The sequence below is a fragment of the Microbacterium schleiferi genome (assembly GCF_038150145.1).
In the GTDB taxonomy this organism is placed as follows: Bacteria; Actinomycetota; Actinomycetes; order Actinomycetales; family Microbacteriaceae; genus Microbacterium; species Microbacterium schleiferi_B.
Genome location: NZ_JBBWSA010000004.1, coordinates 17,341 through 37,337 on the forward strand (window position 1 = coordinate 17,341; position 19,997 = coordinate 37,337).

At 66.0% G+C, this 19,997-nt stretch carries 20 protein-coding genes; 6 read left to right on the forward strand and 14 right to left on the reverse strand.

From position 1 onward, the window contains the following. Nucleotides 1–30: 30 nt before the first annotated feature. Both AADH62_RS05200 and AADH62_RS05205 read left to right on the forward strand, forming a co-directional pair. Nucleotides 31–465, forward strand: a complete 435-nt coding sequence (locus tag AADH62_RS05200) for a terminase small subunit (protein ID WP_341578585.1) — start codon at nucleotides 31–33, stop codon at nucleotides 463–465. A 395-nt stretch (nucleotides 466–860) separates the two neighbouring features. Beyond that, nucleotides 861–1,022, forward strand: a complete 162-nt coding sequence (locus tag AADH62_RS05205) for a hypothetical protein (protein WP_341578586.1) — start codon at nucleotides 861–863, stop codon at nucleotides 1,020–1,022. A gap of 60 nt (nucleotides 1,023–1,082) precedes the next feature. On the opposite strand, the gene AADH62_RS05210 is transcribed toward AADH62_RS05205, so the two are convergent. The 3 genes from AADH62_RS05210 to AADH62_RS05220 form a co-directional block, all read right to left on the reverse strand. Beyond that, nucleotides 1,083–1,694, reverse strand: a complete 612-nt coding sequence (locus AADH62_RS05210; RefSeq protein ID WP_341578587.1) for a hypothetical protein — start codon at nucleotides 1,692–1,694, stop codon at nucleotides 1,083–1,085. Between the two features lie 182 nt (nucleotides 1,695–1,876). Continuing rightward, a complete protein-coding gene (locus AADH62_RS05215) occupies nucleotides 1,877–5,266 on the reverse strand; it encodes a DEAD/DEAH box helicase family protein (protein WP_341578588.1) in 3,390 nt (1,129 codons plus the stop codon). A gap of 60 nt (nucleotides 5,267–5,326) precedes the next feature. Then, on the reverse strand, nucleotides 5,327–6,679 hold the full coding sequence (locus tag AADH62_RS05220) for an HNH endonuclease signature motif containing protein (RefSeq protein ID WP_341578589.1): 1,353 nt from the start codon (nucleotides 6,677–6,679) through the stop codon (nucleotides 5,327–5,329). Between the two features lie 147 nt (nucleotides 6,680–6,826). Between AADH62_RS05220 and AADH62_RS05225 the strand changes: the two genes are divergently transcribed. Together AADH62_RS05225 and AADH62_RS05230 are read left to right on the forward strand one after the other, a co-directional pair. Continuing rightward, nucleotides 6,827–7,705: an Ltp family lipoprotein gene (locus AADH62_RS05225; protein WP_341578590.1), complete on the forward strand. Its 879-nt coding sequence runs from the start codon at nucleotides 6,827–6,829 to the stop codon at nucleotides 7,703–7,705. 16 nt (nucleotides 7,706–7,721) lie between these two features. Next, complete coding sequence (locus AADH62_RS05230; RefSeq protein ID WP_341578591.1) at nucleotides 7,722–8,243, forward strand: hypothetical protein; 522 nt, start codon at nucleotides 7,722–7,724, stop codon at nucleotides 8,241–8,243. Nucleotides 8,244–8,316: 73 nt separating this feature from the next. Here the strand turns inward: AADH62_RS05230 and AADH62_RS05235 are convergent, their stop codons facing one another. The 4 genes from AADH62_RS05235 to AADH62_RS05250 all read right to left on the reverse strand — a co-directional run bounded on the left by AADH62_RS05235 (nucleotide 8,317) and on the right by AADH62_RS05250 (nucleotide 11,612). Continuing rightward, the gene (locus AADH62_RS05235) at nucleotides 8,317–8,700 is read right to left on the reverse strand and encodes a PIN domain-containing protein (protein ID WP_341578592.1); all 384 of its coding nucleotides are present in this window, start codon (nucleotides 8,698–8,700) and stop codon (nucleotides 8,317–8,319) included. Then, nucleotides 8,697–8,969 (reverse strand): hypothetical protein, encoded by a 273-nt coding sequence (locus tag AADH62_RS05240; protein WP_341578593.1) that lies wholly within the window; start codon nucleotides 8,967–8,969, stop codon nucleotides 8,697–8,699. Before AADH62_RS05240 ends, AADH62_RS05235 begins: the two co-directional genes overlap by 4 nt. Before the next feature lie 94 nt (nucleotides 8,970–9,063). Beyond that, complete coding sequence (locus AADH62_RS05245; RefSeq protein WP_341578594.1) at nucleotides 9,064–10,131, reverse strand: restriction endonuclease subunit S; 1,068 nt, start codon at nucleotides 10,129–10,131, stop codon at nucleotides 9,064–9,066. Continuing rightward, complete coding sequence (locus AADH62_RS05250) at nucleotides 10,128–11,612, reverse strand: class I SAM-dependent DNA methyltransferase (RefSeq protein ID WP_341578595.1); 1,485 nt, start codon at nucleotides 11,610–11,612, stop codon at nucleotides 10,128–10,130. Before AADH62_RS05250 ends, AADH62_RS05245 begins: the two co-directional genes overlap by 4 nt. Before the next feature lie 193 nt (nucleotides 11,613–11,805). Between AADH62_RS05250 and AADH62_RS05255 the strand changes: the two genes are divergently transcribed. After that, nucleotides 11,806–12,045, forward strand: a complete 240-nt coding sequence (locus AADH62_RS05255) for a helix-turn-helix domain-containing protein (protein ID WP_292727019.1) — start codon at nucleotides 11,806–11,808, stop codon at nucleotides 12,043–12,045. Next, nucleotides 12,042–13,286 (forward strand): type II toxin-antitoxin system HipA family toxin, encoded by a 1,245-nt coding sequence (locus AADH62_RS05260; RefSeq protein ID WP_341578596.1) that lies wholly within the window; start codon nucleotides 12,042–12,044, stop codon nucleotides 13,284–13,286. The genes AADH62_RS05255 and AADH62_RS05260 overlap by 4 nt, the downstream gene beginning before the upstream one ends. On the opposite strand, the gene AADH62_RS05265 is transcribed toward AADH62_RS05260, so the two are convergent. The 7 genes from AADH62_RS05265 to AADH62_RS05295 form a co-directional block, all read right to left on the reverse strand. Continuing rightward, entirely contained in the window at nucleotides 13,283–14,257 is a 975-nt protein-coding gene (locus AADH62_RS05265) for an alpha/beta hydrolase (RefSeq protein ID WP_228177889.1), read from the reverse strand. The genes AADH62_RS05260 and AADH62_RS05265 overlap by 4 nt on opposite strands. 29 nt (nucleotides 14,258–14,286) lie before the next feature. Further along, entirely contained in the window at nucleotides 14,287–14,868 is a 582-nt protein-coding gene (locus tag AADH62_RS05270; RefSeq protein ID WP_341578597.1) for a hypothetical protein, read from the reverse strand. 96 nt (nucleotides 14,869–14,964) lie between these two features. Continuing rightward, entirely contained in the window at nucleotides 14,965–16,167 is a 1,203-nt protein-coding gene (locus tag AADH62_RS05275; protein ID WP_228177886.1) for a multidrug effflux MFS transporter, read from the reverse strand. Further along, the gene (locus tag AADH62_RS05280) at nucleotides 16,164–17,537 is read right to left on the reverse strand and encodes an FAD-dependent oxidoreductase (protein ID WP_341578598.1); all 1,374 of its coding nucleotides are present in this window, start codon (nucleotides 17,535–17,537) and stop codon (nucleotides 16,164–16,166) included. Before AADH62_RS05280 ends, AADH62_RS05275 begins: the two co-directional genes overlap by 4 nt. Nucleotides 17,538–17,594: 57 nt before the next feature. Further along, nucleotides 17,595–18,650 (reverse strand): polyprenyl synthetase family protein, encoded by a 1,056-nt coding sequence (locus tag AADH62_RS05285; RefSeq protein ID WP_341578599.1) that lies wholly within the window; start codon nucleotides 18,648–18,650, stop codon nucleotides 17,595–17,597. Between the two features lie 9 nt (nucleotides 18,651–18,659). Further along, nucleotides 18,660–19,397, reverse strand: a complete 738-nt coding sequence (locus tag AADH62_RS05290; protein ID WP_341578600.1) for a demethylmenaquinone methyltransferase — start codon at nucleotides 19,395–19,397, stop codon at nucleotides 18,660–18,662. A gap of 9 nt (nucleotides 19,398–19,406) precedes the next feature. Continuing rightward, entirely contained in the window at nucleotides 19,407–19,979 is a 573-nt protein-coding gene (locus tag AADH62_RS05295; protein ID WP_292710706.1) for a DUF402 domain-containing protein, read from the reverse strand. Nucleotides 19,980–19,997: the final 18 nt, after the last annotated feature.

Sequence of the window (19,997 nt, forward strand, 5' to 3'; positions counted from 1 at the left end):
CAGGTACCTTTCGATCGAAACGAGCGTCAGATGAGCCCTGCGGAGCTTGAGGCGAAGCGTGAGCGTGACCGCCGGTATGCGGCGTCGTATCGGGCGCGCAAGCGTGCTGAGGCTGCTGAGCGGGCGCGGGCGGGCGCTGACGGGGCGCAGGGTGAGATGCGTCAGTCTGTTGAGGCGGCACTGGCTGCGGCGAAGTGGATCGTTGCGAGTGACGCGGCGTCGGTCGCGCAGGCTCGGGCGCTCGCGTCGTTCGTGGATCGGGCTGTCGATTCTGGTGATGTCCGCGCTGAGCTCCGCGCGCACACCCTGCTGTCGCATGTGCTCGCGGATCTGGGTCTCACGCCGCGATCACGGATCCAGCTCGAGGTGCGGTCTCGGAAGCTCGCCGTCGTCGAGTCGGACCAAGCGCCGGCGAAAGCACCAAACGTCGTGCGGTTCCCGCGCCCACCCAAACGCCGCGGATAACCCCGTCTAGGTGCGGATCTTCTGCTTGATAGAGTCCAACGCCGACGCGATCCTCCGCACGCTTCCAAGCATCGAACTCGAGGACACGGTGTCTGATGTGTGGATGTGGCTGTCGACATTGAGTGACTGTCACGTCGGATCGGCGCATCCCGAAGGGACCGCCCTTGTAGGTGACTTTGACCGTCACCCTGTCGGGATAGTCGAAAACGTTCCCGGCATACTCTCCGGCGTCGAATCGCGGGATGTGCCAGGCGTTCTCGAGCGACTCCCCAGGGTTCAGAACGCCAATCGGCTCGGCATACCGATTTCTCACGAGGTCTGTCGTGTCGTCAGTCGGGATTTCAGGATCGAACGTCACCCGGACGTCCTCAGCTCGCGTCGGCCCGTAGTTCTTGATGCGGAGCAGTATCGTCGACGGGCTGTTCTCGGAGAAGACGAAGCTTGCCGAGACCATTGGCCGATTCCGCCTGGCGGAGTCGCGCCCAGCGACCCACAGCGTCGCGATCGTCGCAAGCACCAGCGCCACGGTCGCCAGCGCGGTGATTCCCACGCCGTGATCATCTGCCCACGTCCAGAAGTCCATGGGCGCGACTGTAGCGCCAGGCTCCTACTTGGTTCTACGTATCGGCCGGAGAAGATGCGCCTCGGTACGCCCGCGCGGGCTTCCCTGCCCAGAACCCGGATGCCGGCTTGTGTACGGCCGCGAACTGTTCGCAGAGCGCGCTCAGGATGCACGGTGAGCAAACCGACGCCATAACCGCCTGAGTACCCGGGTCCACTTTCTCGGCCGTGTACAGGTCGTTTCCGGCGCATTCTGGCGGGTGTTCTGCCATCGCCCTGCGGAGAGCCGTGTACTCGGGGCCACCGTGACGGATCCGCACCGCTTCGATGAGATCCTCAACGGCCTCCCGAGGGTACGGTGCGACGTTGCCGCTCGTGTCATCTCCAGGGGCAGAGTTCGGCTTGTAGTTCGGATCGATCGGTCGGGGCTGGGGCTCGAGCGTGACGCCGTGCAGGCTCAGCATCCGCGCCCTGTGAACCGGTGAAGCTGCGAGCGTCGACCGAAACCACGCCAGCAGCACGCCCTCACGCACGAACCGTGTCCCGTCGATCAAGACCGTCGGCATCCCTTGCCGGCGCCACCGCTTGATCGTGCGAACGTCACGGCCGATCCGCTTCGCCGCATCCCGATACGAGTACAGACGACGTTCATCCAGCGGTGCGCTCACCGGTGCTCCCTCAGTCCGCAGCGAGTCCGCAGAATCCGCATTCCAGCACCGTCAGCGCCAACAACTCACATCAGGAAAACCGCGTAATTCCGGGGTTCACGTCAACTCCCAACACCAGGCATCACCCTGGGATCAGTTCGTCAACTACCGGTAGAGCGCTCCAAACACCGCTGCGGTGACGGCTAGGCGGATGCCGAGTCGTGGGGCTCGGCCGACTCGTCGAGCTGGTGCAGGCGTTCGATGAGTTCGGTGACCTGCGCCTCGGTGAACAGTGCGTCCGGCCCCTCGGAAGCGACTCCCGTGAACGGGTCCTCATAGAGCCGCCGCGGGTCGAGGTAGCCCGCGATCGTGAGCTGCTCGACGATGAGATCGACGAACACGTGCTGGCGGTGTGTGAAACCGGATGCCGCGACGAAGTCACCGAGCGCGGCTTCGGCTGCTGAACGATCGAGCCCCACGATCGAACGGATGAGTCGCCCGAGGCCGCGTGCTTCGTCGGCCTGAGCGCGCAGCTGGCCGGCATCCACTCCCCCGACGCTGACGAGGATCGCCTCGAGTTCGGCGAGATCGACGGAGGTGAGTTCGCGGCCGGTACGCAGCTTGCGCAGCGCGAGGTTGTCGCGATGACCCTCGAGGAATCCGAGGACCTTCTCGCGAAAAGCGCGACGGTCCAGTCCCGGCATGACCCGCACGATGTCGATGTCGCGGCGCTCGGCGATCGTGTCGACGAAGTCCGTGTACATCGGATGCTGGCCGCTGGCATCGATCAGACGCACGAGCCCGCGCAGGCCTATGCGGACAGACTCCAGATAGGTGAGGCTCGCGGCATCCCACCACTCTGGATCGGTGATGGCGCTGAGCAGCGCAGCCTGCTGATCAACGGCCGGGATGCCGCGGCGCTGAAGCAACGCGGCAGCGACGTCGCCGACCCGTGCAACGATCAGCTGCGGCACCGGGTCGCCGCCGGCAACGGCGACCTGCGCCTCGAGCAGCAGCAGGTCGAACCTCTTCGCCGCTTCGTCGGTGTCGGTTTCGGAGGCCGTCGGTAGTCCCGCGAGGGCGGCGGCGCCATCCACGTCGGCGGGAGTGAAGTGCTGCCACGCCTGGGCGGGGGTGAAACGGTCGACGGCGCGCAGATGCTTGCGAACGAGGAAGTTCTGGCGGTTCATGCCTCCCACCGCGGCGTGAAGGCGCGTCGCGAGCTGGTCACGCAGCGGCGCAGCATCCGTGTCGTCGCGACCCGCGAGCAGTCCCAGCAGTCGCAGGCGTGCGAGGAACGCGCGCTCCGAGACGGATACCGTTCGATGACCGGAAGCCTCGGGAATGTCGGCGTTGAAGTACTCGATGTTGCCGCACACGTCGAAGATGATGAAGTCAGTCTTCGGCTTGCCGGGCCCGTACAGGTCGGGACGCAGTCGGGTGCCGCGTCCGACCATCTGCCAGTACTTCGTCTGCGAATGCACCGGCTTGAAGAATACGAGGTTGACGACATCCGGGATGTCGATGCCGGTGTCGAGCATGTCGACGGAGATGGCGATGTGGGGCTTCGCGCCCGGGGTCGAGAACCTGTCGATGAGGTCCTGAACGTAGGGCCCCGAGGCGTGCGTGATGATCGCCGCCGTCTGGCCGCGTTGCTCGGGGAAGTTCGCGTCGAAGCGTTCCTGGATGAACTCGGCGTGCTTCTGGTTCTTCGCGAAGATGATCGTCTTGCCGAGCACGTCGCCGCCCTGGACGTACTGTCCCTCATCGACGAGGATCTCGAGGACCTTGTCGACGGTGTCTTCGTTGAACAGCCAGCGGTTCAGGACTGCGGCATCCACCTCGTCGGGGATGTCGCCGTCCTGCCATTCGAGGGCGTCCCACTGCTCGCGTTCCTCGTCGCTGAGGTCGGCGTAGCGGATGCCGCGACTCATGAACCCGAGGTCGATGACGCGAGCTCTCGGCGGCACGAGGAAACCTCCCGCGATCGCGTCGTCGAGTTCGAAAGCGTCGGTGGGTACTCCATCGTCGAGCTCGAAGAGTCGATACGTGTTGTGGTCGATGTCGGCTCGGGGTGTTGCGGTGAGACCGACGACGAGCGCGTCGAAGTAGTCGAAGATCTCGCCGTACCGGTTGTAGATCGATCGGTGTGCCTCGTCGACCACGATGAGATCGAAGTAGCCGGGGCCGAAGCGGCGCAGGTTGTCGTCTCCCGCGTCGATGAGGTTCATCACCGTCGCGTACGTGGAGACGAAGACACGGCCCTCGCTGTCGCGGTCGGTGAGCAGGTTCACGGGTGCACTGTCGGGCAGGTGCGTCTTGAAGGCGCCGACCGCCTGGTTCACGAGCGCGGTGCGGTCGGCGAGGAACAGCACCCGCTTGACCCAGTTCGCGCGCTGCAACACGTCGACCAGCGCGATCACGGTGCGGGTCTTGCCGGTTCCGGTGGCCATGACGAGCAGGGCTCGGCGCCGCTTGTGCTCGAACGCGTCGCTCACAGCGCGAATGGCGCGCAGCTGGTAGGACCGCTCGACGATTCCCCGATCGACCGCGACGGTCTCGAGGGGTCTGAGCATCGTGCGCCGCTGCACGGCCAGCAACAGTTCGTCTTTCGTGAGGAATCCTGCGACCTTGCGTGGAGGGTAGCGTCGGTCATCCCAGTACCAGGTGTCGTACCCGTTCGTGTAGAAGATGAGCGGGCGCTGGCCGGTGTCGCGTTCGAGGGCATCCGCGTAGATCGCGGCTTGCTCACGGCCCTCTTTCGCGCTCGTCGAGGTGCGCTTCGCTTCGACGACGGCGAGCGGCTTTCCGTCATCACCCCACAGCACGTAGTCGACCTTGCCGGTGCCCGACGGGCTCGGGATGCCGGTCACCGGCCACTCGCGGTCGCGGGCATCATCGAGCGGCCAGCCCGCTTCGTGGAGCAGCAGGTCGATGAGCTGTTCGCGGGTCTGGGCCTCGGTCGCGTCGGTCGGATCCGCGATTTTGTGCGTGGTGCTGCGTTGGGCGTTCTCGGCCTTGAGCCGCGCGATGTCTGCGCGTAACTCCTCAATTTCGGCCTGCGCTTTGGCGCCGAGCGCCGCCGCTTCGCTCAATTGCGCACGGGCGTTGTCGAACTCGGCTTGGATTTTGAGGAGTTCGCTACGTGCTTGTCGTACGACTGACTCGGGTGCCGGTGGCACGCGGTCGAACGCGAATGGTGCCGGCTGCGGTGCTGCCGGGTCGCCATAGCAATGGTGAAGCCAGAGGCACACGCGGTGCAGCTGCTCGAGGGAGCCGCGCGCCCGCGCGAGCGGCATCTCGTCATCCTTGTGGACGGCGTCGTTGCCGACGAGACGGATGATCTTGAGGCTGCCGCAGATCGAGTCGCCGACGGTGTCGCGGAACGCCCTCTGCGCGGTCAGGTTGGCGAAGGTGTCGTCGTAGGGGCGCTCGAGGTTCTCGGCGGAGTAGATCCAGGCGGTGAAGAGTTCGGCAGCGCGTCGAGCGTACGTGGCGGATGCCCGCGGGTCGGCGCGTAGATAGGCTTCGGCGCGCGCAGCGGCGTCACCGACCTGCGGCCACGCCTGCGCGACGAAGTCGAAGTTCCCCACCGAACGGCTCCTCTGTCAGGAGTCGCCGGCCGACCCCTTGAGCCGATGCTACTGGGACCGTCAAGCCGCGTTGGGGTAGAAGGTGGGGAGGTGTCGTTCGGGCTTCACGATGTATCGGCGCCCGTGTGGGGATACCCATTCCAGGGACCCGTCACCCAGGTGGGTGATCTGCCACCCGCCGTGATGCTTCACGGTGTGGTGGCCCTGGCAGAACGGTGCCGTGTTCGTCACCGATGTTTCCCCGCCGTCTGCCCACGCGACCGAATGGTCGATCTGGCACTGCGACGCCGGTTTCCCGCATCCCGGTCCCATGCACCGGTCAGCCCGCCACTTCACCAGTTTCGCGAGCTCCGGTGGTGGCCGGTACTTTGTGCGTCCGACACTGATGACGGCCCCGGTTTCGGGGTGGGTCAGTACCCGCATCCACCCTGACGCGTTACCGGCGAGTTCACGGGCGGTCTCGATCGGGATCGGACCGACCCCCTCCACCTCCGCCGGGTCGGTCACCCCGTCGACGCTGAGGAGCGCGAGGGCGGGGACGGTGACGACAACGGTTGCTTGGATGCCCCGAGCCTGCTTCGGGTGCTGGGGAACGGTTCCGTCGATGAGGAGGTCGCAGAACACGTCAGCCCGGATCTCATCCAGACTCCGCTCCGACCCATCCCCCCGCTCCCCTCCCCGGGTCGCACCGCGGTCATGGTCACGGATCACCACAGCCTTCTGGGTGACCCGCCCGTAGATCGCGTGGGCTTCCACCGACGGGACCAGAGCGTGAACCCACGACATCGAATCCCCCGCCGGCTCCACCAGGATCCGACGACCCCGCACCGCGACCTGGTGACGTTCCGTCAACGTGGGGGCGGTTTCCCGGTCAATCAGGCGGCGTAGCGACCGCCGAAACGATCCCACCGGCAGCGATTCCGCGAGCTCCAGCGCCCGCCCCACCAGGCCCGCGGCGACATCGGGGTGGAGCACGTCGAGGTCATCGACGAGGATCTCCGCGTGACGGACCGTCACGTTTGCGTGGGAGAGGGACTCCAGAACCGTCGGGTAGGAGTGGACGAGTGATTCGGCGCGGGAAAGCATCATCCCCGCCGCGTTCTCCGTGACCCGCAGAGCAGACGCAAGCTCGAGCCGCAGGGAGCGCATCACCAACTCGCGGGACCCACCCCCATACCGGGACACATCATCCAACGCTTCCAGGCGGAGGTCATCGACCCGCGCGAACCGTTGCGCCGCGAACACCGCCTCCAAATCAGCAGCCTCCAACACCAGGGCGACAGCGTCCGGACGCGGCGGAACCCACCCCGCCACCTCGGCATCCCACTCCCGCACATCACCCTCATACAGGAACACGTCAGCATCCGGACCCTCGGGCCGCTGACCCGCCTCGCCCATGCCAACCTCATCCATACCCCGACACTACGAGGGGGTTCCGACATTGATCCGGCCGGTGTCGCTGCACGCAATGTCGGAGGGGTGGTGTGTCCTGTTCGACTGGCCAACGGCCGGTGACGTGCGCTGGGGGCGCGCGCCTAACCCGTACCGAAAGGCAATCTCATGTCTGAGACCAGCAACACCACACCATCGTCCACTCCGGCAGGCTGGTACCCGCATCCGGGCGCCGAGGCCTCGCCCGGCTCCGAAATGTACTGGGATGGAACCACCTGGCGCACCGACCTCGTGCGCCAGCCCGGCGCAACGGACGCCGCCGTCCCCGCGCACGCCACCGTCCCCGCTCCCTCGAAGCGGCCGTGGTACACACGCAAGGCGGTCATCATCCCAGCCGCGGTCGTCATCGGTCTGATCGTGATCGGCGGGATCGGCAGCGCGCTGGGAGGCGGGCGGTCGACCTCGGATGCCGCACCCGTCGCACCGGTGCGCACGACCGAGCAGGCTGTCGCCACCGCCGAGGCCGAGCCCGACCCGGTGCTGATCATCGTGCCGAACGTCGTCGGCATGGATGGCGCGACAGCCCGCACTGTTCTCGAAACCCTTGGCATCCGTGTCTCTGCCGACGGCGACGAGTCGATGCCGGTGATCGCGCAGGATGTCACCGAGGGCGCCGAGATCGAGGAAGGCGCGACCGTCACCCTGACCCTGGAGGAGAAGCCGCAGCTGACGCTCGGTCAGCAGAATGCGATCAGATCTGCGCAGTCGTACCTGGACTTCACCGCCTTCTCACGCGCGGGCCTGTTCGAGCAGCTCACGAGCGAATACGGCGAGGGATTCGAGGCCGCGGATGCCGAGTTCGCCATCGCCCATCTCGAGCAGAACGGACTCGTGGACTGGAACGCCGAAGCCGCCGAGTCCGCGCAGTCATACCTGGACTTCACGTCGTTCTCACGACAGGGCCTGTACGACCAGCTGACGAGTGAGTACGGCGAGCAGTTCACTCCCGAGCAGGCCGAGTACGCCCTGACGGCCGTCGGCTACTGAGAAGGGAGGAAGACGCATGTCTAACATGAACGAACAACCCGTGGCCCAGCCTGAGACACCGCCGCCAACCGCCGCAATGCCCACACCTGCAGGCAGCAGGTGGGTGGTACCGATCGTGGTCGGTGTCGTCTCGCTGCTGGTCGGTGCCGCCGCCGGTTCCGCTGTGACCGCGGTTGTCCTCGGTGCTGCGCAGCGCGCCGATGCAGCCGCGATGGTCGAAGCCGCCGAGCAAGCGAAGAGCGAGTTCTCCTTGGATGCTGCCACCCAGTGCAACCTGGACGGCGTTGTCGAGATCGCCGATCAGGGCAGGACGATGATCGTCGACGGCGAGGGCGAGGACTTCGGCAGTGGCGACGTCTCGTTCAGCGACCTGGACTGCATCATCGACGCTGTCGGAGCGCCGGCATCGGTGAAGGAGCTCATGTATTCCACGCGATCGCTCGATGGACGCCAATCGGGAGAGTGGGACGACATCTCGGCCAGCTGGAGCTATCACCCCGACGACGGGCTCGACATCATCTTCGAGATCGTCGAGTGATGTGCGGGTGTGGATGTCGCGCGCTGGCATCCACACCCGTCCCGCTGGATGCAGCTGGGCGTTCGACCCTCCGTCAGATGAGGTCGACCTCGAGGCCCTGGAATCGGGTGAAACCACGGTCTGCGGTGATGAGCGTCTGGTCCGCAGCGATCGCGTGCGCTGCAATGATGGCATCTTTGGACCGCACGGCTTGCTCGCTCGAGGCGCGCAGCTGAGCATAGGCAGCGGACTCCGCAGCGCCGAAGGGCCGCCAGAACCCGTGTAGATCGTCCAGCGCCGCGATCAACTGCGCTCGCGCCGCCGCGCGCTGGCGCATTTTCGGCGATAACTCGAATCGGCGTTGACCGCGAAGAAGCTCGGCCCGCACGAGGTACGGCGCTACGTACCGTTCGATGCTCTCAATGACGGCCGCGGGTATCGGACCGATGAGCACACTCGTGTCGAGGAGGCCCGTCACTGCGCGTCCTCGAGGAGGTCGGCGTCACGCTGAGCTGCGAGCGCACGACGCTCGTCGTCGGCGTCGGCCTGATCGATGAGGGCATTGAGCACGCGCAGCCGCGCCTTGACCTCGGCGAGGGTCGCGTCGGGATCGGCGTCGATAGGCACGACACGCAGCCGCGGCTTGTTATGCACCATCACCACAGCACCCGTCGTCGCGTACGCGATCGGGTTCGCCTTGAAGACACTGATGGGAACCTGCGGCTCGTTCAGCTCTGGGTCAGACATTTCAGCTCTATTTCTCTCGAACAGAGCTATTCTTTACGATTCGGGTACCGGAATCAAGGGTCAGGCGACGACCTTCACAGTCCCGGGGAGCAGATCAGAGCTCGCCGCGAAACGCGCGGTGCTGGAGGGATGCGAACAGTTCGTTGAGCGTCTCGGTGCGCTTGACGAGACCCGCCGCGTGGTACTCCAGCGCGTCCAGTCGAGCCGCGAATTCTGCCTGCTGCCCCGCATCGGGGATCGCGATCATGACATCGGCGATGCGCGCGGCTGAGATGGAAGGTTGGCCCGAAACGGCTGAGAACTGGTTTAAGTTTGCGAGTCGCAGTTGCCAGGCAAGATGATTCGCCGAGATCCGCGACCGATCCCAAGATGCGATGAAAGCGTTATCAGTGACCCACACTGGACCGGATGTCAGGTGTACCGCACCGCAGAGGGCTCCGACACGACCAATGATGAGCTGGGGCTCGACGAACATCGACTCACTGTGCCATCCATTCTGGCCGTTCCCGCCGAACACCGCTACGTTGCCCTCGTGCTGAGCTGTCTTCGGCAGGAACTTGCCACTCGAAAGCTTGAGTAGATCACCGAGGCGAACTAGCTCACCGTCACTGCGCCTCATGTCCGCAACAGCCGATCGCGCGAGTGACTCCTGAGCGTCTCGAGCTACAGCGAGGGCATGGGAACTCGACGTGCGAAGCGAATCGGCCTCGTCGAGGATTGCGGCGATGCGGCGCTGCTCGGGAAGAGGTGGAAGGGGTATGCCTTCCCTGCTGAGGACCTTGACAGACAGGTGCCTGACGGTCACATAGGGGGTGGCCTTCTCAATTGCTCCCAGAACAGTCGGCAGCACGTGGAACAGAAAACGCTCGTCGAGGACACCCGGTACCGCGGTCAGGCGGCACACCCGCTGGTTCAGAAGGGCCGTCCCGCCACGCCAGGTTCCGCGATTGAACTCCCCATCCATACCGACGAGCAAGTCCCCGTCACGTACGACGAACTTCTCTTCGTACTCGCCCCGGTAATAGGTAGTCGAGCGCCCCGGCACGACATCCCTTATCCGAACGAGGGGCACACCGCCACTGCTAGCGAAGCGAGTCGAGTCGAACGCGAAACCACTCAAGATGGTGACAACCTCCCCCAGCGGTACGGTCTCCCACCTCACGCGAGCATCTCCCGCAGGCGCTTGAGACCGTCCTGAATCTCGACTTCGAGGGCATCCAGTTCATCGAGGATCTCCGCCGGCGACCGGTGCTCGACCTCCTCGATCTCGATCTCCTTGTAGCGGTTCAGGCTCAGGTCGTAGCCGTTGTCGACGATCTCTTGCTTCGGCACGAAGAAGCTCTGGTCGGTGCGCGCCCGGGCAGTCTCGGCATCCAGGTTCTGCCACCGCGCGAGCACGTCGGGAAGGTCGTTCGCCTCGATGGGGGTGCGCTTGTCGTCAAGGGTCATGCCGTCGGCGCGCACGTCGTAGAACCACACGCGGTCGGTTCCGCCCGACGAGGTCTTCGTGAACAGCAGGATCGCGGTCGAGACCCCGGTGTAGGGCTTGAACGTTCCCGAGGGGAGCTTGATGACGGCATCCAGTTTGTGGTCATCGATCAGCAGCTTGCGCACTGCCTTGTGAGCGTTGCTCGACCCGAACAGCACGCCCTCGGGCACGATGACCGCGGCACGTCCGCCGTTGCGCAGCATCCGGATCATGAGCACGAGGAAGAGCAGCTCGGTCTTGCGGGTCTTGACGAGCTTCTGCAGATCCTTCGAGACGGTCTCTTGATCGAGCGACCCGGCAAACGGCGGGTTGGCGAGCACGAGCGTGTAGCGGTCATCGCCCGGATGCCCCTCCGACAGCGAATCCGCGCGCTCGATCGTCGGGTTCTCGACGCCGTGCAGCAGCATGTTCATGCTGGCGATGCGGGCCATGGCGGCATCGGAGTCGTAGCCGGTGAACATCGGGCCGTGGAAGTGGGCGCGACTGGCGGCATCCGCCCACAGCTCGGGGTGGTGCTCGCGCAGGTACTCCTCGGCGGCGACGAGGAACCCCGCGGTTCCGACGGCCGGATCGATGATGAGGTCGTCGGGGCGCGGACGCTGCAGGTCGACCATGAGCTTGATGATGTGCCGGGCCGTGCGGAACTGCCCGTTCGTGCCGCTGGTCGCGAGCTTCGAGAGCATGTACTCGTAGATGTCGCCCTTGGTGTCGCGATCTTCCATCGGAATCTCGTGCAGCAGGTCGACGACCTTCGTCAGCAGCGCCGGGGTCGGGATCGTGAACCGGGCATCGCGCATGTTCCGCGCGTAGCTCGACCCCTCGGCACCCAGCCGGCGCAACCACGGGAACACATGCTCGGAGACGACCTCGAACATCTCGGCGGGCGCGAAGTTCGTGAACACGCTCCACCGCAGATCGCGGTACGGCCGACGGCTCGGCAGATCATTGTCGTACCCCTCGGGAAAGACCGGGTTCTCGACCTCCTCGCCGAAGCGGGCTGCCTTCTTCTCAGCGAGCAACTGCAGATCGTCAAGCCGCCGGATGAACAGCAGATACGTGATCTGTTCGATCACCTCGACGGGGTTGGCGATGCCGCCCGACCAGAAGGCATCCCAGACCTTGTCGACCTGGCGCTTCAGTTCACCCGTGACCACGCTGTGTCCCCTCGATCCGTGCAACCACTCCACGCTAATGGAGCGCAGCCAGCAGACCCGACGACAACAGACGGCTTCGTCGAGCACTCGTGGGATCCCGCACAACTCGCCGTATCCGGATTTCGTAATGAACTATCCTCATACGGATTTCGTAATAGACTCGCACTATCCGGATTTCGTAGTAGGGACGGCCATGGCATCGTACGAAGCAAAGCTGCGCTCCCCAGCCGACATCGGGCTTGCGATCCAACAGGCGAGGCTCGCAAGAGGCCTGACACAGATGGAGCTAGCCGACCAACTCGGCATCTCGCAGCGGTCTATCAGTGAGCTCGAATCCGGAAAGCCCACGATCTGGGCTCGTCGAATGTTCGACCTCATGCGGGCAACCGGGGTCGAGCTATCGGCGATGTGGGATGGTGAAGCCCGGTCATGAGGCTCGCCGTCGAGCTCTATGGCACGATCATCGGACACATCCACGGCCCTGATGCACGCTCGTTCGACGTCGAGATCACCGATGAGGCACGGGAGACATTCGGGGTAAACAGCCGGGTGATGTCGGTTGCGATTCCATTGCTGGCTTCGATGCCAAGGCAACATGGGGGGCGTCGCCGAAATTGGTTCGCGGAGCTCCTGCCCGAAGGCGACCAACTCGACTACATGCTCACGCAGGGTGGCGTGCGGCGCGGCGACATACCCGCGTTTCTGGCGCGGTACGGCCGTGACGTCGCGGGTGCGTTGCAGATCTGGGATGTCGACGACCCGTCGGAACCACGAACTCCCGAGGTGATCCCGATCGACGCTGAGGGGATCCGACGCCTCCTGGAGGATCCGATCGGCGCTCCGCTCGGGAACGCGACGGACTATGGGCGGACCTCACTGGGCGGCGTCCAGCCGAAGATCGTCTTGGCGCGAACCGGAGCCAGGTGGAACCAAGCACTCGGCGGCTTCCCGTCGACGCACATCCTGAAGCCTCAACTGCCCACACGACCAACTGTCATCTTCGATGAGGAGTACGGCGCGCGCCTCGCACGTCGCCTCGGACTCGCGGCTTTCGATACCCGGGTCGAGGAGTTCGACGGACTGCCGACGCTCGTGATCGAACGTTTTGATCGAGCCGGTGGCGCGCGCATCCACCAGGAGGATTTCAACCAGGTGCTGGGCGCGAGCGGCAATCAGAAGTACCAGGAGCTCGGAGGCGTGGTCTCGCTCGCCCGCGTCGCCGGTGCACTGTCGCAGTATGCCGGGTCCGAAGATGTGCTCCGCCTCGCGCGGACGACCGTTCTCGCCGTCGGTATCGGCAATCTCGACATGCACACGAAGAACCTCGGGTTGCTGCATCCCGCCCACGACGTGCCGGCACTCGCTCCGGCATATGACCAGGTGCCCCTCGCCCACGCTTCCGGAGGAGATGGTCGACTGGCGCTCGCCGTGAACCGGAAGTACCGGCATGCCGAGATCACGCGCGACGACCTCGTCAGCGAGTTCGAGTCGTGGCAGCTTCGTCGAGCAGCAGCGGCGGTCTCGGATGCGCTCGATGAGTTGTCCGCTGCTGTAGCCGAAGAGGTTCCGCTTGACTCGGCTCATCCCGAATTACACGATTCGATGAGCAGCTTCGTCCGCAATCTGCGAGAGGGGCGGGCCGTCGGAGACGGTCGAGCACCCTCCGCAGGCTAGCGAAGCGTCTGCGACTGCATCCACTCCCCCAGCACGCGGTAGGCCTTCTCCCGCACGGCTGCGCGGGAGAGGAACACGTCGTGGAGCGCGCCGTCTATTCGTGCGATCGTGACGAGCCGGCCCAGGCGGGTCGCCGCCTTCGCTATGTCATCGACGACGAGAACGGAATCGGTCTCGAGCATGTCGGGGCGCCACACCAGCGGCGAGCTCGACCGCTGCGACAGCAGCACGAGCGCGGGGCATGCCACGTCGATCCCTCGCGCAACGGTGTCGTGGCCGTCGAGCACCGCCTTGAGCCAGCCCGGAGTGGTCGGAAACCCACGCTCAGGCCGCCATCCTTCCGGCGCCTCCGGCAGAGTCCCGACCTCCTGCTGCGCTCGGGTGTAAAAGCCGAGATCGACGACCGGATGCATCCCCAACGGGTCCCACCGAGCTCGGGCCGCGACGAGGGGCGTGAGCGCTTCTCGGCCCCAGGCCCCCGTCTGGAACTCCAGCCACGGACTGTTGAGCACAAGCGCTGACGCAACCCCCGGATGCCGCGCCGCCCACAGCGAGAGCGTGAGCCCGCCCGTGGAGTGGCCCAACAGCACGAGGCGCCGCCCCGGCTTATCCTCCCGCCCCATCGCCGAGAGTGCCGCCGCGATGTCTGCGTCGTACTCGGCCAGCGATGAGACGTAACCCGGCGTCTGGCCAGCCCGCAGGCTCCGACCGTACTTGCGCAGGTCGAGCGCATAGAATCGGGCGCCCCGGTCTGTCCACCACTGCGCGAGGCCCGTCTGGAAGAAGTAGTCCGACCACCCATGGACGTAGAGAACGTCGACGTCGCGAAGACGGCCCGTCCACGAGGCAGGCCACGACGGCAGGAGCCGCACGAGCGTGGCGACGATCTCGCCCTCGGCGTCGCTGCCCAGACTCAGCGTGCGCTGCCGAAAGCGACCGCCGAGCAGGTCAGGAAGCCACACCTCTTCCATGTGCCGAGACTATCGGCACCTGCTCTCGCTCAGTTGCCCCAGATCTGCAGGTTCAGATCGCTCAGCAGCATGTCGGCATCCACGTTCGTCACTGACGAGTAGATCCAGATGTCCTCGCGGCTCGTGATCGTCTCGACAGTGTCGACGGGGTACTGGGAGTTCGGCGTGACCATCTGGCACACCGGGTTTCCGGCATCCCCCGTGACGCAGGTGTAGCCCTCACCGGGAAGGGTTGCGACATATGCCTCGGCGGCCGCGGGGTCGACCTCGCTGATCAGCAGCAGCACGCCCTGGCTGTCGCCAGCGAACCAGTCGCAGCCGAGCAGCAGCGTGGAGCCCTCGGGAACCGGGCGAACGAAGTCGGCGCCGTCACCCTGAAGGTTCAGCTGATCGACGCTGTCGGCGCGGCTCTCGGCCGTGCCGACCGCTGCGCAGTCCGTGGGAACGTTCGCGACGAACGACTGCGGCTCCTGCGTCGGCTCGGTGCTGGGCGTGTCGTTCTGCGTTGCCTCAGAGGTTGGCGTGGACGAAGGCTCGGGGGTCGGTGCACAACCAGCGAGCAGCAGGATACCGACGACGGCGACGGCAGGGACAAAGCGGGACCGGGACATAGTGACTCCTCGATACGGTGCGCGGGCGACCACCTCACCCACGCACTCTGGACACCTCAATGTAAGGCACAAGAGCCGCGCGCCGCGCCAGCCGGCTCAGCGGCGGCCGCGGCGGGTCGTCCGCAGGGCCAGGATGCCGAGCAGCAGCGAGAGCGCCATCATCGCCGCGATCACGACTGCCATCGGCACAGCCGTGTCCTCTCCCGCCAACCCCACGAGCGGTGACGCCACAGCACCGATGACGAACTGCGATGTTCCCATGATTGCTGAGCCCGCACCGCGAGCGTGATCGGCGCGGGCAAGGCCCAAAGCGCTGGCATTGGACATCGTGAATCCGAGTCCGAGAGTGAGCAGAAACGCACAGGCCACGAACCCCGGGATCGTGAGGGTACCGGTCAGCGTGAGTGCCAGCAGAAGCGCAGCGGCGCCGGTCGTGGCGCCCAGGCCAACGCCCAGCATCCGTCTCGGCCCGAACCGCACTGCGACCCGGGCGTTCACGATGTTCGAGAGGATGACGCCGCTGGCTGCAACCGCGAACGAGATCGAGTACACCGTCGGCGACATCCCGAGCACAACCTGGCCCACGAACGGCGACGCCGACACGTACGCCATGATCGCGCCGAACGTGAGCGCGTAGGCACCCGTATAGAGGGGAAAAGCGCGGTCGGCGAGCAATCCGCGGAAGGCGCCGAGCGTCTGCGACATCCCGGCAGTATGGCGATGCTCGATGGAGAGGGATTCCGGAACGACGGCCAGCGACACGACCAGCATCACCACCGCGACGACCGCGAGCGCCGCCATCACGCCGCGCCAGCCAACGACCTCGCTCAGCAGACCGCCGATCGGTGGTGCGACCAGCGGCGCAACCCCGACAACGACCACGATGAGGCTGAGAGCGCGCACCGCAGTCTCTTTGGGGCTGAGATCGACAGCGACGGTGCGCCCCAACACCATCCCCGCAGACCCCGAGAAACCCTGCACGAATCGCAGGATGACGAACACGGCGATCGTCGGGGCGAACACCAGCGCGATGCTGGACAGAGCGAAGATCACTCCGCCGACGACGAGGACGGGGCGTCGCCCGACGCGATCGGACCAGGGACCGAGTACGAGTTGACCCACCGCGACACCCACGAGGAATGAGGTGAGCGTCAGTTGCACGGCCGCGGCGTCAACGCCAAGGTCGCCCGCGATGTCGGTGAAAGATGCGAGGTACATGTCGGTCGCGAACGGACCGACAGCGGAGACGAAGCCGAGAGCTGCGATCAGCCCCGGCGACAGCCTCCGCGAGGAACTCACTCGCCTCGAGAGATGGCAACCATCTCGTCGCGAGGCACCACCTTGATACGGGCACGCCCCTCAGGCTCACCCAGACCGATCTCGTGCTGATCGAGACGGTGCCAGCCTTCCAGGTCGGTCCAGGCGACACCGCGCTCGGCCAGGAGTGCGGGGATCGCCGCCTCCGACGCGTCCTCAGGCTGCCACCACGAACCCTGATCGTTGATGAGGTGGCGCACGGTCTCCATCGCGTCGGACTTGGTGTGACCGATCAGGCCGACCGGGCCACGCTTGATCCATCCGGTCGCGTACAGCCCAGGTGCGCGCTCATTGGAATCGGCGCGCAGAACCTGGCCCTCGTGGTTGGGGATCACACCGTGCCTTTCATCGAACGGCACCTCGGGAAGCGGTGATCCGAAGTAGCCGACGGCACGGTAGACGGCCTGGACGGGAACCTCGCGGAACTCACCGGTTCCGGCGACACCACCCTGCCCGTCGGGGCGCGTGCGCTCGTACACGAAGCCCGACACGTGGCCGCGGTCATCGACCTTCACCTCGACGGGCCGAGCCCAGAAGTGCAGGTGCAGGCGACGGGATGCCGTCCCGCCCGCGTTGTTCACACCGGGCCGGGTCCGCCATTCCTGCAGCACGCGGTCGATGACCTTGACCTGCTTGTTGCTCTCGATCGCCGTCCGGGATGCCTCGTCGTAGTCGAAGTCCTCGTCGTAGACGACCATGTCGACATCCCGCAGTTCACCGAGCTCGCGCAGCTCGAGCGGCGTGAACTTGACCTGCGCGGGCCCGCGACGGCCGAAGACGTGGACGTCGGTCACGGGCGAGGCCTTGAGCCCCTCATAGACGTTCGCGGGAATCTCGGTGGGCAGCAGATCATCGGCGTGCTTGGCGAGGATGCGGGTGATGTCGAGCGCGACGTTGCCGTTGCCGATGACGGCTACCGACTGCGCGGTCAGCGGCCAGGTGCGGGGCACGTCGGGGTGCCCGTCGAACCAGCTCACGAAGTCGGCAGCACCGTAGGACCCCTCGGCGTCGATTCCCGGGATGTCGAGGGTCGCGTCGCGGACGGCGCCGGTGGCGAAGATGACGGCGTTGTAGTGGCGCTTGAGGTCGTCGAGGGTGATGTCGCGACCGAACTCGACGTTGCCGAAGATGCGGATGTCGCCCCTGTCGAGCACTTCGCGCAGGGCCGTGATGACGCCCTTGATGCGAGGGTGGTCGGGAGCTACGCCGTATCGGACGAGGCCGTACGGCGCAGGCAGCTGCTCGAACAGGTCGATCGACACGTCGAACGCGCGCTCCGCCTTCAGCAGGATGTCAGCAGCGTAGATGCCCGCCGGGCCTGCGCCGACGATGGCCAACCTCAGAGTGGTCATGTGTTCCTTTCGGGACGCGAGAGCACGGTGATTCGGCGCAAGAGCGCCGGGACGGCCTCAGCTCGAGCGGTCGGCGACGGCCTGCGCAAACCTCGTGAGGGCTTCGCGGACCGGGCCGTCAGGGATGGGATCGAGTGCCGCGATCGCATCACGCGACCAAGCGTTGGCGAGTTCCACAGTCTCGCGCGTTGATCGGTCGGTCCGCAGCATCGCTAGGGGCTCGTCCAGCAGCGCGGGGTCCTCGCCGTCGGCGATCCGGGCGACGCCCTCGTCGATCCTGTCGCGAAGGGCGCGGGCTTCGGTGTCGTCGCGGCGCGCGAGTAGCAGGTACGGCATCGTCGGCACACCGGCGCGGAGGTCCGTTCCCGGCACCTTGCCGGTCTCGTCGGGGTCGGCCGAGAGATCGATTACGTCATCCAGAAGCTGGAAGGCAACGCCGGCTGCCTCACCGAAGGTGCGTACCGGCTCTTCGTACTCGGTGGGAGCGTTGCTGAAGATGATGCCCGACTGCGCTGCCGCGGCAATCAGCGATCCGGTCTTGTCTGCGAGAACCTGCAGGTAGAACGCGACGCGGTCGTCGGCATCCGTCGGCCCGACAGTCTCGTGCATCTGACCGAGGACGAGCCGCTCGAAGGTGTTCGCCTGGAGTCGGATGGCTCCCTCGCCCAGCCGCGCCATGATCTGGCTCGCACGAGCGAAGAGGAGGTCGCCGGTCAGGATGGCGATGTTGTTGCCCCACACCGAGTGAGCGCTCGGCACCCCGCGACGCTTGTCGGCATCATCCATCACGTCGTCGTGGTAAAGCGAACCGAGGTGGGTGAGCTCGAGCGCCGTGGCAGCTTCGACAACGTCCTCCGTGACGCCGTCACCGAGGTGTGCGGTCAGCAGAGCAAGCATCGGACGCACCCGCTTGCCGCCGGCATCGAACAGGTACCGGCTTGTCGCATCAGCCAGCGCGTCCGAGATGTGAAGCTCCCGCTCGAGATTTGCATCGACCCGATCCAGCCCGGCTTCTACACCGTCGATGAGACGGCGCGCACGAGGGCCCGCGAAGATCCGTTCCGCGAGACCCAGCTGGCTCGCGATTCGGGAACTTGACGCGGAGGGGGTCACACCACAAGCCTACCGGGGCTGGGAGCCACCATCCCCGACGGGCTTGCGCGCCCGGTGCAGCGCCACGACGCCGAGCGTCAGGTTCCGCCACGCCACATCCGTCCATCCCGCAGCCCGAATGCGCCCCGCAAGGGCCGGTTGATCCGACCACGCGCGGATTGATTCGTTGAGGTAGTCGTACGCGTCGCCGTTCGAACTGACCAGCCGCGCGACCGGGGGGAGGATGCGGTCGTTGTAGAACCGATACAGAGCGGAGATAGCCGGAGAGGTCGGGTGCGAGAACTCGCAGATCACCAGTCGCCCACCCGGTTTGGTCACCCGCAGCATTTCGCGCAGGCCGGCGTCGGCATCCTGGACGTTCCGAAGTCCGAACGAGATCGTGACGGCGTCGAACTCTTCGTCCTCGAACGGCAGGTTGGTCGCATCGGCCTCGACGAAGCTCACGCCAGGCATCCCCGCATGGCGACGGCGCCCCTCGGCGATCATGCCGGGCGAGAAGTCAGCGGCGACGACCTCGGCACCCGTCCGCGCGATCGCAACACTCGAGGTGCCGGTCCCTGCCGCGAGGTCGAGGATGCGCTGACCCGGACGCGGCGACAGCGCGCGCGTCGTCGCGATGCGCCACAGACGGTCGTTGCCGACGCTCAGGATCGTGTTCGTGCGGTCGTAGCCTGCCGCGACCTCATCGAACATCCCGCTGACGCGGGCAGGGTCTTTCTGAAGATCTGCGCGATGGGACTGGGTCACCCGTCGAGTCTAGGACTCCCCTTGCGGGGGAAGCCCGAGGGAGGCGAGGCGCTCGAGCCAGGCATCCGCCGTCACGTCATCGAAGGGAGCCTCGGCGGCAGTCACCCGCCGCTCGAGGTCGACCGCGAGCGCCTCGAGCCGCTCGACCACGTGAGGCGGGTAGCCGTAGTGGACGCGGTGCTCGTCCCACTCATCTCGATCGTCGATCCAGATCCCGCGCTCATCGAGGGCTCGCACGACATCCAGATCCATGTCGATGCCCTCCGGGGCGCCGGGGACTGTCTGCGACCAGCCGATGTCCCAGCCGAGGTCGATATAGATGCGGGTCCGTGACGGCGCCGCGTTCACCGTCATCGCGTACTCGCCGCTCGGAGGCATGAGGGTCACGTTCGGCGCCGCCGTCACGACATCCCGGCCGGGACGGATGCTGCGCCACCCCGCCGGCTGCCCGAACCACTCTCCCCAGCTGTCGTGGCCGAGATAGACGCAGTCGTGCACCCAATGGACGCTGCCGTCCCACTTGCGCCACCGAAACTGGGTCACCGTGCCAGGCGCCGGGCGCCCGCGTCGATCCGCATCCACGCCGGAAGTCTAGGCTGG